Source organism: Streptomyces mayonensis (genome assembly GCF_018982965.1).
Taxonomy (GTDB): Bacteria; Actinomycetota; Actinomycetes; order Streptomycetales; family Streptomycetaceae; genus Streptomyces; species Streptomyces mayonensis.
The window spans coordinates 23,213-37,106 of sequence record NZ_JACBYP010000005.1 but is presented as its reverse complement, the minus strand read 5'-3'; the positions used below and the strand labels follow the sequence as shown (position 1 = coordinate 37,106).

7 protein-coding genes are annotated in these 13,894 nt (G+C 72.4%); all 7 read left to right on the top strand.

Translation table 11 applies throughout. The features are described from left to right. Nucleotide 1: 1 nt before the first annotated feature. The gene (locus HZS56_RS02895; RefSeq protein ID WP_216719057.1) at nt 2-2,170 is read left to right on the top strand and encodes a hypothetical protein; all 2,169 of its coding nucleotides are present in this window, start codon (nt 2-4) and stop codon (nt 2,168-2,170) included. Further along, a complete protein-coding gene (locus HZS56_RS02890; RefSeq protein WP_216719056.1) occupies nt 2,167-5,640 on the top strand; it encodes a hypothetical protein in 3,474 nt (1,157 codons plus the stop codon). Before HZS56_RS02895 ends, HZS56_RS02890 begins: the two co-directional genes overlap by 4 nt. 30 nt (nt 5,641-5,670) lie before the next feature. Then, a complete protein-coding gene (locus HZS56_RS02885) occupies nt 5,671-6,792 on the top strand; it encodes a hypothetical protein (protein ID WP_216719055.1) in 1,122 nt (373 codons plus the stop codon). A gap of 1,356 nt (nt 6,793-8,148) precedes the next feature. After that, entirely contained in the window at nt 8,149-9,450 is a 1,302-nt protein-coding gene (locus HZS56_RS02880) for a hypothetical protein (protein WP_216719054.1), read from the top strand. Between the two features lie 968 nt (nt 9,451-10,418). Beyond that, entirely contained in the window at nt 10,419-11,222 is an 804-nt protein-coding gene (locus HZS56_RS02875; protein WP_308407967.1) for a 2,3-dihydro-2,3-dihydroxybenzoate dehydrogenase, read from the top strand. Between the two features lie 166 nt (nt 11,223-11,388). Continuing rightward, nucleotides 11,389-13,161 carry a (2,3-dihydroxybenzoyl)adenylate synthase gene (locus HZS56_RS02870; protein ID WP_308407966.1) on the top strand — a complete coding sequence of 591 codons (1,773 nt, stop codon included), beginning with the start codon at nt 11,389-11,391 and terminating at the stop codon, nt 13,159-13,161. Between the two features lie 12 nt (nt 13,162-13,173). Beyond that, the gene (locus tag HZS56_RS02865) at nt 13,174-13,806 is read left to right on the top strand and encodes an isochorismatase family protein (RefSeq protein WP_216719052.1); all 633 of its coding nucleotides are present in this window, start codon (nt 13,174-13,176) and stop codon (nt 13,804-13,806) included. Nucleotides 13,807-13,894 lie beyond the last annotated feature (88 nt).

The window sequence follows — 13,894 nt, the reverse complement described above, 5'->3', positions numbered from 1 at the left end:
CATGACCACGCATCCGGCCGGGCAGCTCGCACCCGACGAGAACCTCGTCCGTTTCGACGATCGCCTGCAGCCCGGCATCGAGGCAGGCCGCTACCTGATCACCGTCGAGCAGCGACTGCCCTCCGCGCAGCTGCCGGAAGACGGGCTCGGCACGGTGGAACAGATCGTCGACGTCCGTGCCCCGCAGTTCCGTCTCGACCCCTCATGGGTGCACGCCGTGTACCCGGCCCCCCACAGCCAGGGCCCCTTCCACGACCTGCTCCCGCACATCACCCTCGACACGGCGGCCCTGCCCTGGCAGCGCAGGCCCTTCACCGACCAGGTCCCGGGCCGTGACAAGGCTCCCTGGCTGGCGCTGCTGCTGTTCGGCGAGGGCGAACTGCCCGGTGATCCCAACGCCCTGGGCACCACCCACTCGGTGACCGTGAGAACGCTCCTCGACGGCGACACCGCGGTCAAGGGACCCGCCCTGGACCGGGACAGCGCGGGTCCCGCCCTGCTCGACACCCCCTGCCACGTCATCGACGTACCCGAGGACCTGCTGGAACAGCTCCTCCCGAAGACGCACGACCTCGGACTCCTCGCCCACGCCCGCACCGGCGGCCGGGACGCGGCGCCCGCCCAGGGCCAGGACACCGCACCGGCCGCGTACGCGGTCGTCACCACGACGCGCTTCCCCACCGAGGCGCCGGGAGCCAAGGAGGCCAGGTACGCGGCCCACCTGGTCTCGCTGGAGGGACACCGGGAGCCCGGGGCGCAGGCCGACGGCAGGCCCGTACGTCTGGTGTCGCTGCACAGCTGGACCTTCACCTCCGGCCCCCGGGCCGGGGAAAGCTTCGGCCTGCTGGCCGAACGCTTCGCCCAGGGCAACGGCGAGCACAGCGCCGCACCCTTGCGTCCCCCTGCCGCGGGTACCGGACTGCCGCCGCACCTGGGCTCCCTGCTGGAGCAGGGCCTCGTCCCGACGACCCACATCACGGACTCCGGAGAACGCGCCCTGGCCTGGTACAACGGCCCGTTCCTGCCCCGCGTCGCGCCCGCGCTGCCCCGCCCGGCGGACGGCCACTTCCCCGACGCCGACGGCCTCCTGCTCCACGAACCACGCACCGGCACCTTCGCCGCCGGTTACGCCTGCGCCTGGAACACCGGCCGTGCCCTGGCCCTCGCCGACCCCGGATTCGCCACGACCCTGGTCCGCCTGCGTCACCGGGGCAGACTGCGCCGGGCGACCGTCCGCCAGTACGCGACGTACCAACGGCAGCTCCACGGCGGCGACCTGCCCACCGGACCGACGGCCGGCGGGTCACCGCGCGAGCTGTTCGAGGAGCTGCTGCGCGGTGGCACCCTCGACGCGCTGGCCACGGCCCTCGGCGCCCCCGAGGACGAGACGCGCCCCCCGGCCACGGCCCCTGCCACCCACCGCCCCGACGCCCCGCGAGACCTCTCCGCGCCGCAGGAGCCGTCGCCGGACGCGCGAGAGGCGGCCCAGTGGCTGAACCGGCTGCGCACACTCAGCGGGGTGCCGTTCGACTGCCTGGTACCGGACCAGCGGATGCTGCCACCCGAGAGTCTCCGCCTGTTCCACGTCGACCGCGGCTGGCTCGACGCCCTGCTCGACGGCGCGCGCAGCCTGGACCGGCACAGCGACGCCGATGCCGCCACCGATACCGAACTGGACGGCCTGCTCGACACCCACGGGCCCGTTCCGACTGCAGGCCTGCTGCTGCGCTCGGCCCTCGTCCCGGGCTGGCCCGCCCTGATCTTCGAGGCCGCCGCCGACACCGCACCGGTCGAGGTGATCCGCAGCGAGGCCCTGGGCGCCGACGTCCTGCTGATGCTCTTCGACCGGATGCCCGACCGCCTGACCCTCAGCGAACCCGCCCAGGGACTGCACTTCGGCGTGGGCAGCACGAGGAACGCGACGGTGACACCGCGCACCCTGACCCCCGGCCGGACCGGCACGCCGCTGGACGGCCGCGCGGTCACCGCGCCGATCACCACCACTGCCGCCGGGGCGCGGATCCTGGACGCCGGCCGCCTCGGGGCCCTCCTGGCCCGGGAACTGGCGCCGGAGATCGCGCCCCGGACGACGCTCACCCCCGCCGAGTTCGCCGTGCAGCTGGTGCGCGCCCCGCAGCGGCTCACCCTCTCCTTCGAAGGAACCCGATGAACACCGACCTGCTGGTTCCCGTCAGGCTCCGGGCGCTGGTCGTCAACGACCAGGTGCGCGGCCGGGACTCCTTCCACCGCTGGACACCCAACTACCGCCTCCTGAGCGTCCGCCGCTCCCCGGACCCCTCGCCCTACGCCAGCACCGACACGGAGTTCGCCACCGACCCGAAGAACGACGGTGTGCACCTGCACTGGGAACTTCCGGCGGCACTCCGGCGGGCCACCACTCCCGGCGGCGAGGTCACGCTCCCGCCCGCCCCGAACCGCTGGCTGGTCGTCCGGCACGCCTGCACAGCCGACGGCGAGTACGCCACCGCCGCCTGGGTCGTCGAGAGCGACTTCCTAGACAACAGCAAGGGCACCGCGCCCTACCTGCGGCCCGGCCGGGGCCGGGTCGCACCCACCAGGATCGGCCGCCACACCGAGGCCGCGCGGTGGACGGAAACCGCCGCGCGGCAGCCCACCTTCCTGACCGCGATCGGCCCCGGGTCCCTCTCGTTCGCCGCGTTCCAGCCCCACTGCCGGAACGTCTTCTCCTTCCACGACCCGCTGGCGCTCCTGCCCGACCCGTACGACCGCCTGGCCTACCAGGTCATCGGCTGGCACGCGGTGGACTCCGACGACCCGCTCGCCGACCCGCAGGTACGCGAAACGCTGGAATCCTCCCTGGGCTGGCAGACCGACAGCCCCCCGCCCCCCGGCACCCGCACCGTCTACACCGGCCGCGTCCACAGCGTCCTGCGCCGCCACGACCCCACCGACGAACAGTGGCCCGACCCGACCGTGGCCGTCGCCGACAGTGCCGACTCCGCGCTCACCGCCCTGGCCGCCGACAGGGCGGCCACCGACCCCGCCCTCACCCTCGCCCCCGCACTGCTCGACCAGCTCCAGTCCGGCACGCTCGACCGGGCGGACGAGCCGGACCACACGCAGCGCCTCGCGGACATCCGGCTCGGTGCCGGATTCGCCGAAGGCACCACCTCGTACGCCTGGCACGCGGTGCCGCCCAGCACCGCGCAAGAGCCCGCACCGCCCCACGACGAGCAGCAGGCCCGGGAGGCCGAGGCCGCCCTGAACGCCGCGCAGCACACCTACGACGAGGCGGAGCGCGAGCTGGCCGGGCTGCGCCGGAGGCTGCACGGCATGTGGCGCCTCCAGGGTCTGCCCGTACTGCCGGACGGCTACCGGGAGCGGCTGGCCCAGGAGCTCGACCTCCGGCGCACGGACAGCCTCGCCGCTCGCGTCCGCACCCGCCGTCAGGAGGCCGAACGCCTCCGGGCCCGCATCCCCGGCGGCGACACACCCGAACAACTGGCGGCGTCCATCGGCCAGTACGCCCAGCGCCACCTGCCCGACGGCTGGGACCTCAAGCGCGTGGCCCCGGCCCCCTTCCACCGTGCGTTGGACCCCGCCGTCGTCCTGCAGGGCGCCGGCTCCCTGCCCGCCCCGGACGACACCACACTGCCCTGCCGGTTCGGCGACCGGACCGTGACCGCCGTCCACCACCCCGGCAGCCCCGACGGGCTGAACGCCGAACGGGGCGACCTCGCGTGCAACACCCTCGACCTCGGCGCGGGCGAGCACTCCGTCATGCCGGGCTCCACCCGCGCTCTGCTGCGCGAGGCGTTCCTGCTCGACCCGAACTGCCCCGTCGTGCTGGGCGCGGTCAGCCGACCGGACGCGGGGGCGGTGCCGACCCCGCGCACCGGCACCGCCCCGGCCTTCGGCGGCGACCCCTGGGAACAGCCGTGGAACCCGCTCCACCTGCTCTGGAAGATCGAGTACCACCCCCTGCCCCACGGCCAGTGGGAATTCGACGGCGACGACTACACCTGCACCGGCCCGAGGCCCGAGCCCGCGCGCACCTACACCGGCCGGACACTGCTCAGCGACCACCTGCCGCGCAGCCTGGCAGGCCGGATCCGGCAGTACGCGCTCCACGCCCCCGAACTGGCCCCCCACTGCGAGGCCCTGGCCTGTCGGGTGGACCAAGGGGACATCCTGTCCAGCTCACTGGCAGGACTGCGCGACATGCTCATCGGCCAGGACCCCGGCCAGGGCGTCCCGCCCCTGGGCGCACCGCCGGAGCTGGCCGAACTGATCGGCGACGCCTACCGCACCAGCCCCGACCCCGGCCCCCTGCCCGACGACCTCACCGGCTGGCCGGCCTCCGGATTCCAGCAGCTGCGGGCAGGACAGTTCCGCTTCCTCCGCCTGACCCTGGTGGACTCCTTCGGGCGTTCCCTGGACGTCATCACCCCCGCGGGCACCGGCGGAACGAGCGGTCACCGGCACCCCGTGGTCGCCGACCGCCTGCGCCCGCAGCACGTTCCCGAGGCCCTGGACACCACCCCGGAACACGTCGTCCAACTGCCGCCGCGCCTGCCGCAGGCCGCGCGCCTCGGGATCGAGCTCATGGACGCCACCCGCGGCACCTACCAGGCCGCTTCCCTGGGCGACGGCAATCCGATCGCCGGCTGGATCGTCCCCAACCCGATCGACGCCTCACTCGCCGTCTACGAACCCGACGGCACCGCCCTCGGCCTGCTGCGCCGGGCCTACCGGCTCGGCAGGCCGGCCCCGGAGGCCGTGTGGACACCACTGCCGCGCGAGTCCGCCGGCGTCCCCGCGCTGTCCGCCACCTCACCGCATCTGCGGGCGCTGATCACCTGGTTCCAGGGCGTCGACGCCGAGGACAGCCCGCTGCCCGCCGCCCTGGACATCCTCAAAACCTCCCTGGCGGACGTCCTGCCCACCGCGGGCGCCACCTCGGCCTCGGCCGCACTGGCCGGGCGCCCGCTGGCCCTCGTCCGCTGCCGCCTCCGACTGGACCTGGACGGGCCACCGCCCACCGACCCCGGCTGGCAGCACGTCTTCGACCCCGAGCCGCCGAGCCCGGAGTTCACCGACTACCCCTGGCCGGTGCGCCTGGGCGAACAACAGCGCGTCGGCGACGGCCTGGTGGGCTACTTCACCGACACCGAGCCCGGCGTGCTGCGGACCGTGGCCGCACCGGACGGCACCCATCCGCAACTCGCCGCCATCGGGGACGGAACCCACCTCCACGTCATGGCCGGAACACCTCAGCACCTGACGCTGCTGGCCGACCCGCATGCCCCCGTGCACGCCACCACCGGCCTGCTGCCCACCACGACACTGGAGATCCCCCGCCGCTTCACCGACGGACCACTGGACCGTATGCGAACCGTCCTGCGCAGCGGACCGCTGCTCACTCCGGCGGCCACCGCACGGGAGGACACCGTCGCCCTGCCGGTACGGACCGTCGACGACCAGACGTGGACCTGGGCGGAGCGCGCCACGGACGGCGCCACCTGGACCCACTTCGCGACCTCGGCCGCGAGCACCGGCCCGCGCTGGACCGGCCGGGCCCCCGTCCTGCGTTCCGGCCTGCTCACCTCCTCCGGCCCGCCCCCGCCCCCGCCGGCCGCCGACACCACATCCCCGTAACCGCCGCGAAAGCCGGAGGAACAGCCACACATGAGCGCCCAGCACGACGGCACCAGCCGCCTGACCTACAGCCTGGCCACGGTCCCGGCCACGCTGGCCACCGACCGGCCCGCTCACCTCTACGTCGTCGTGTCCAACTCGGGGCCCCGAGACGTCCTGTGCCAACAGATCAGCGTGGTCCTCCCCGCCGGCGACCTCCCCAAGCACCTGGTGCCCGCGCGCCAGCAGGTCACCGTCACCGCCGAACCGGCCGACCAGTGGACCGTCGACGAGATCCAGGACGGAGTCCTCCTCGCCCTGCCCCAGGACGAGACGGCCGCCTTCCCGGCGGCGGAGGGCACGAAGGTCACGGTCCGCCCGGTCAACGGTGAGCCGGTTTCCCCCACCACCCATGGCCTCCTCCTTCGCATCACGGACTTCAGGACCAACGCGCGCGCGGGAACGGCCCTGCTGGCCATCCAGGAGACCGTGAGCGTCGACAGGGGCGATACCTGGGAGGAGCACCATGTCAGCCTTGCTGTCGCCAAGTTCCCGCCGGCCGAGGCCCTCACCGCCGACGTGGTCGGCGACCTCGCCCTCTACGAGGCCGACGCCCAGGGCAATCCCCGTTCCACCCCTGCCACTCTGCTCAAACCGGACCAGAAGACCGTCCTCACGTGGACCGCACCGCCGGACGCCGTCTGCGACGTCTACTACGGGGACAAGCCCCCGGTTCAGCTGACCCGCCAGGAGAAATGGCAGCTCCCCGTCACCGGTATCACCCGCGACACGCACTTCCGTGTCCGAGTGACGCTCAAGCGCTCCGGCGAGACCATCACCCACCACCTCTCGACCGCGGTCGCCGTCGAAGAACCGGCCATCGACCGCCTGACGGTCAAGAGCATCAAGCCGAGCGGCCCGGACAACATCGACAAAACCCCCTACCTCAGGATCGAGGGTGCGGTGGTCGTCGACAAGGCATGCCATGTCTCCGGCACCCTGTACGGCGGAATGGGCACCCTCACGGTCGGGGACTCCGTGGTCGCGAAGAAGGACCTCACCGTCGGCACCGACATGAACGTCACCGGCGCTGTCGCCTCGACCGGCGACATCACCACCGACGCGCAGTTCCGCGACGCCAAGGGCACGCCGTTTCGGGGGCAGCTCTCATGACGGGCAAGGTCACCGTGGGCGGGCGGCTCAATGCCAAGGGAGACATCAGGGCCGACGGCAAGCTGCGCATCCGCAACCCGGCCGGCCATCTGGACTTCACCGACAGTGGTACGACCATGGACCACACGTTCGCTGTTCCTGCCGGCGTCACGATCCTCTCGATGCATGCCCAGGGCGCCGGTGGCAGGTCCGACAACGGGGCGACCGGAGGCAGGGGCGCGGGGATCCGGGCCCTGTTCCACGTCCGTCCAGGAGACGTCATCCGCGTCCGTATGGCCCGTGACGGCGCGTCGGGCGCGTCGGGTGCGTCGGCACAGATCTTTCGCGGCGACACACTGATCGCGGGAGCGGGCAGTGGCGGGGACGCCGGGCGTTCGGGTGGCAGAGGGGAGAACGGGGAAGCCGGCGCGCGCGGCGGGCCGGGTACTCCGAATCGCTACGCCGAGGGCGGACTGGGCGGGTGGGGCGGTGACGGAGGACGGGGAGGCGTCGGAGGCGATGCCGGACTCGCCGGCGCCGCCGTCGGCACGTTCGCAGGCAGCCCGGGCGGGAGCGCTGCGGACGGAAGCCCGGGTAGTAGCGGGGCCGACGCAGCCGAGGGCTGGGGAACCAACCTCGTCACCTGGCAGTACGGAGGCGGTGGCGGAGGCGGAGGTACGGGCGGGACACCGTCCCAGGCCGGTACCGGCGGTCATGCTGGGAGACAGGAGGGAAACAGCGGCGGATACGGATCCGGACAGAACGGCGGCCGCGGGGGCCTGCCCAAGTACAGCGATGGTCCATTCAACCGCGGCGGCAACGGCGGCCACGGGGGACAGGGCGGCTACGGCGGGCAAGGTGGCTGCGGCGGTGTGAACGGCAGTGGCCACGGGACCGGGAGCAGTGGCAGTGGAGGGCCTGCGGGCATGGGCGGTGGAGGAGGTGGTGGGGGAGGCTCCGGGCAAGGTTGGTCGGGCACGTACGCAGCAGGCGGCGGCGGAGGAGGCGGTGGCGGAGGAGCCGGCGGGGGCGGAGGCAGCGGCGGGCGCGGCGGCGACAGTTACTTCAACGCCGACCGGGCCACGCTCGTCTCCGCCGACGTGAACAACACCGGCCCCGCGAAGGTCACCATCGCGTGGGGAAACCACGTGTTCCCCGACTGAGACCCGGCCCGGCATCGCCCTGAGCCGGGCCGGATCCCCGCCCCCGGGAATTGCCGGGAACCCCTGCACCACAGGCTTCCACCGGGCTCGGCACGCGACATGCACCGCCCAGCACGACGCCGAGCCCCCGTTCACCAAACGGGCGGCTGAAGCGGCCACACACCATCGAGGACGGGATGCAGCAATGCCGTTGTCCGTAGAGGAAATCGCCGACATGGCACAGAAGGGGAGCCTGAAGCTCCGGGCCGACCATTTCGCCGACCCTGTGGTCAGCGGCGTCTTCTCCACACATCTCGCATGCTCCGAGCTGGAATTCAAGGTGCTGGAGTACACCGAGAAAAGCATGACGGCGCGAGGGCGCTGCGCCGTGCGCGCCCTCGGCAAGGAGCCGTGCCGAGCAGTGGCGACGTTCCTCCGGGCCGACCCGCCGGACGGCACGGTCCTGGGATTCACGCTGCTCGTGGACGCCCCGGGGTGGCGCCTGCCGGAGCCCTTCCCCGCGTTCGACCTCAGCCCGCTCCGCAGCCTGGGGGCACAGTCACTCGTGGCCGCGTTCAACGCGGTCCCTGGCACGAAAGAGGAAGGGGGTGAGAAGGAGCAGAAGGCAGAGAAAGCTGCAGAGGGGAAGAAAGCCGCAGAGGTCGAGGAAGCCGGGCAGGAGAAGACTTCGGTCGCCTCCAGAGCCCCTGTCCTCTCCGGAGCCCGGTGGAAACTGCCCGACCTCGCCGAACCGGTGCTGTTCCTCGCCTCCGAGCAGAAGGACCGACGCACGCTGGAGGGCAAGCTCACCGTGGGCAGTACGGAAATCGAGGCGAGGACGGAGGAAAGCCAGGACCCCAGGAGCTGGAAGCTGGACGCGAAGGCCGAGAGCATCTCCTTCCATGACATCAGCACCCTGGCCGAGCAGACCATGGGCAGTGGTCTTCCGGCCTCGTTGGCCGAACTGACCCTGCAGGAACTCAGCTTCACGGTCGAGTCCACTGAATCCGGACGAAAGTTTGAGGCGAAGGCGTTCGCCGAGTTCCCCCTGACCTCCGATGTCCAGACCCGGGTCGGACTCGACATGAAGATCACCGTCAAGGACGGCACCGCCAAAGAGGACACCGCCGAGGACGCCCCCGCCGCGAAGGAGGGTGCCGCCAAAGAAGGCACCGACAAGGGCCGTGCCATCGAGGTCACGGTCAAGGGCTCCTTCGCCCTCGGCTCCGCGGAGGAGGAAGAGCCGTCGATGCAGTTCGACTTGGAGGCGGACAAGGATCCGGAATCGGTGGGTCTGACCGCGACATCGGTCTTCGAGGACGGCATCCCGCTCGGCAAGGTGCTCGCCGCCCTGCTGCCCGCGAGTGCGTCACCGACGGCAGGTCTGCCGAACCTGCTCCCTCCCGTCAAGAAGATCTCGCTGCGCTGCACCGCCCCGAAGGCGCCCGACGTCGCCTCCCTGGTCCTGACCGCCGAAACCCCGCGAGGGGACGAAGCCGTCCTGGTCCTCGCGGGACGTAACGGCGGGAAGCGCTGAGGAGACGGGCGCAACAGCAACAGCAACAGCAACAGCAACAGCAGCCGCAGTCACTGAAGGATCCGCAGGTCGGTGCGGCCTTTCGGCGCGGGTGTGGGCCTTGAACAGGGCGCAGAGTAGGTCCCACTCCGGCCCCGGACACCCCAAGGTGGTCGCCTCCGGCAAGAAGTCCCACGCGGTGAAGCCGGCGGAAGAGGTCCGGACGGGCTTCGCGCGCGGTGTCCCGGGCCCGGCGGGCCGTGGAGAATCTCCCGCTCGCGGGTCGAGTTGCAGGAGGCGGCGAGTGCGGAGTCCGCGCCGGAGCCGCTCGCGCCCATGGACCGCGTGACGCCGGCCTCGCGGTGGGCGTCGGCGGAGGCCCAGCCGCGGCACTGGGCCCCGTGATCGCTGTGGAGGACGGCTCCGGTGAGGCCGGCGCGGGTCCGTTCGGCCGCGTGCGGGGCGTCGATGACAAGGTCGGCCCGCATGTGGTCGGCGACCGCCCGTCCCGCCAGGCGCCGTGCGGCGGGGGCCGATCACGTTGGCCGAGGCCGTGGCGGAGCACGGTACCGCCGTGGTCCAGGAACTGGTGGCCGAAGTGTTGTTGGAAGCCCTCGCGGGCGCGGCTCGGCAGAGGTGTCCCTCCGGCCGGGCGTGACGCTCGTTCGCCGCTCGTTCTGAGGGAATGCCGGGTCCGTGTGCCTCGGCGGACGGGCCGCAGTCCGCAGTCCGCAGCGTACGGGTGCGCCCGGCGCTGTGGGGCGGCGGGCTGGCAGCCACCGGACAGCGTAGGTATGGTTAGCCTTACCTATGTTACGCCCCGGGGGGTGCCCTGTGTCCTGCCATGCGTGGCCAGAGTACGAACCGCAAGGAGACTTCGAGGTCATGACGCCGTCAGGTCACTGTTCGCCAAGTCCCGCCTCCGCGCTCGGCCGTTGCCGTGGCGCCGGACCACACCGTGGGCCCGCGGGGCGGACGGCGGGGGACAGGTGAGCCGGGTGCGGGAGTTGGAGGGGCGGTCGGCCCTGGTCACCGGCGCGGGCCGGGGTATAGGCGCCGCCGTGGTGGACGCCCTGGTCGGGCAGGGAGCCCGGGTGTGTGCGACCGACGTGGACGCAGGCGCGGCCGAGGCCGTCGCCAAGGGGCACACGGAGGCCGGTGGCAGCGTCGTCGCACGACAGCTGGACGTGAGTGACGTGGCTGCCGTGGAGCGCGTGGTCGACGTGGCCGAACGTGAACTCGGGCCGCTCGACATCCTGGTGAACGTGGCAGGCGTCCTGCGGGGCGGTCCCGTGCTCGAACTGGACGACGCCGACTGGGCCGCAGTGTTCGGCGTCAACACCCACGGCGTCATGCACGTCTCCCGGGCGGTGGCACGGGGGATGGCCGCCCGGGGCCGGGGCAGCATCGTCACCGTGGCCTCCAACGCGGCAGGCGTTCCGCGTGCCGGAATGGCGGCGTACGCGGCGTCCAAGGCGGCCTCGGTGATGTTCACCAAGTGCCTCGGTCTGGAGGTCGCGCCCCGCGGCGTGCGCTGCAACACCGTCTCGCCGGGTTCCACCCTGACGGAGATGCAGCGGGCCATGTGGGAGGACGCCCCGGGAGGTGCCGAGGCCGGGCGCCGGGGCGTCATCGAGGGAGACCTCGCCGCGTACCGGACGGGCATCCCGCTCGGCCGGATCGCCGAGCCCGCCGACGTCGCGGACGCCGTGGCGTTCCTGGCCTCCGACCGGGCCCGGCACATCACCATGCACGACCTCTACGTCGACGGCGGCGCCACTCTGCGCGCCTGAGCCGACGGCGCCGTGCCGCCGTCGGGGCGCGGAAGCGGACCCCGCACGGGCCGCTCCCGCACGCCCTGATGTCCTGGCCTGACATGTTTTGACCTGACCTGACCTGACCTGACCTGACCTGACCTTCCTGTCCTGTCCTTCTTCCGTACCACCTCGGAGTCTTGCCGTGACCGCTGAACAGCCCCGCACCCCGCCGGACGCGCTCACCCCGGGCCTGGACGCCCCGACCTGGCCCGCCGAGTTCGCCGACCGCTATCGCGAGCGGGGTTACTGGCGCGGCGAGACCTTCGGCGGAGTGCTGCGCGAGCGGGCCGCGGCACACCCCGACCGGGTCGCGCTGGTGGATCCCGCGCCCCGGCGCAGGACTCGTACCTACCGGGAACTGGACGAGGCGGCGGACCGGTTGGCCGCCGGTTTCGCGGAACGCGGGATCGGACGGGGCGACCGCGTCGTCGTCCAGCTCCCGAACGTGGCCGAGTTCGCCGAGGTGGTCTTCGCGCTGTTCAGGATCGGCGCCCTGCCGGTGTTCGCGCTGCCGGCCCACCGCGACACCGAGATCCAGCACTTCTGCTCCTTCAGCGAGGCCGTGGCGTACGTCGTCCCGGACGAGCTCGGCGGCTTCGACCACCGCGCGCTCGCCTCCCGGGTCCGGGAGAACTGCCCGCGGCTGAAGGAGGTGTTCGTGCTGGGCGATCCCGGCGAGCACACGGCGCTCGCCGACGTGCCCCGCGAGCCGTCCGGGCCGCTGCCCGGCCCCGAGCCGCACGAGCTGGCGTTCCTGCAGCTCTCGGGCGGGACCACCGGTGTGTCCAAGCTGATACCCCGCACCCACGACGACTACGTCTACTCGCTGCGCGGGTCGAACGAGATCTGCGGCGTGGACGGGGACACGCGGTACCTCGTGACGCTGCCGGCGGCTCACAACTTCCCGATGAGTTCGCCCGGCTGGCTGGGCACCCTCTACGCGGGCGGCACGGTCGTCCTGTGTCCCGGGCCCGAGCCGGCCGTCGCCTTCCCGCTGATCGAGAGCGAGGCCGTCACCCTCACCGGTCTCGTTCCCCCGCTGGCCCTTCTCTGGACGGAAGCGGCCGCGCGCACGGAGTACGACCTGACCTCGCTCCGCCTGGTCCTCGTCGGGGGCGCCAAATACAGCGAACAGGCGGCGCGACGGCTGGAGCCCGCACTCGGGTGCCGGCTGATGCAGGTCTTCGGGATGGCGGAGGGGCTGGTCAACTACACGCGCCTCGACGACGGGACGGAGACGGTCGTCACCACTCAGGGCCTGCCGATCTCACCGGACGACGAGATCCGGGTCGTCGACGACGCCGACCGGGACGTGCCCGAGGGGGAGTTCGGCCACCTGCTCACCCGCGGGCCGTACACCGTCCGGGGCTACTGGCGGGCTCCCGAGCACAACGCCCGGTCGTTCACCTCCGACGGCTTCTACCGCACCGGCGACATCGTGCGCCGGACTCCCACCGGTCACCTGGTGGTGGAGGGGCGGGCCAAGGACCAGATCAACCGGGGCGGCGAGAAGGTCGCCCCCGAGGAGGTCGAGAACATCATCCTCGCCCACCCCGCCGTCCACGACGTCTCGCTCGTGGCGGTGCCCGACGAGTTCCTGGGCGAGCGCACCCTCGCGCACGTGATCCTGCGCGAGGACGCCGAACCGCTGCGGCCCGCGGACGTCAAGGCGTTCGTGCGCTCCCGCGGGGTCGCCGCGTACAAGGTCCCGGATCTCGTCCGCTTCGTGGACGCCTTCCCGCAGACGGGTGTCGGCAAGGTCAGCAAGAAGGGCCTGCGCTCCGCCGCGGGCACCCCCGAACTGCACGCGAACACCGCCGAACTGCACGCGGACACACCCGAACAGCACGCAGACGCACCTGAACAGCACGTGGACACCGCCGAACAGCACGTGGACACCTCCGAACAGCACTGAGAGGCCAGCCCCATGGCACTTCCCGCCATCGCCGCCTACCCGCTCCCCACGTCCGACGAGTTGCCCGAGAACCGGGTCTCCTGGACGGCGGACCCGGCGCGGTCCGTCCTGCTCGTGCACGACCTGCAACAGCACTTCCTGTCCGCCTTCCCGGCCGGGGACCAGCCGCTGACCGGGATGCTCACGAACACCGCCCGGCTCCTGGAGCGGGCGCGCGCCCTCGGTGTGCCGGTCGTGTACTCCACCCAGATCGGCGGGCAGACCCCCGAGCAGCGGGGCCTCCAACTCGACTTCTGGGGGCCGGGAGCGGCCGACGACCCGGCGATCCTCGAAGTGCCCGCGCAGGTGGCTCCGGCGCCGGGGGACACCGTCCTGACCAAATGGAAGTACAGCGCGTTCGCCCGTACCGACCTGGAGGAACGGATCCGCGGCTGGGGCCGCGACCAACTGGTGATCGTCGGGGTGTACGCGCACATCGGCGTCATGACGACGGCCTGCGACGCCTGGATGCGTGACATCAGGTCCTTCGTGGTCGCCGATGCCACGGCGGACTTCTCACCGGAGGAACACGCGATGGCCCTGCGCTGGTCGGCGGGACGCTGTGCGGTGGTGACCACCACGGACCGCGTGTTCGCGGACCGATGAGTGCCCGTCGGCCCGTGGACCCTCGCGGCACGGCTGTACCGGATCAGGGGCTGAGCGGGCTTGACACCGCGCCAACAATGAGAAAAGT

What these genes read in the sequence shown, in the direction of transcription:
- HZS56_RS02895 (WP_216719057.1), top strand. Translation starts at nt 2, where the DNA reads ATGACCACGCATCCGGCCGGGCAGCTCGCACCCGACGAGAACCTCGTC.
- HZS56_RS02890 (WP_216719056.1), top strand. Translation starts at nt 2,167, where the DNA reads ATGAACACCGACCTGCTGGTTCCCGTCAGGCTCCGGGCGCTGGTCGTC.
- HZS56_RS02885 (WP_216719055.1), top strand. Translation starts at nt 5,671, where the DNA reads ATGAGCGCCCAGCACGACGGCACCAGCCGCCTGACCTACAGCCTGGCC.
- HZS56_RS02880 (WP_216719054.1), top strand. Translation starts at nt 8,149, where the DNA reads ATGGCACAGAAGGGGAGCCTGAAGCTCCGGGCCGACCATTTCGCCGAC.
- HZS56_RS02865 (WP_216719052.1), top strand. Translation starts at nt 13,174, where the DNA reads ATGGCACTTCCCGCCATCGCCGCCTACCCGCTCCCCACGTCCGACGAG.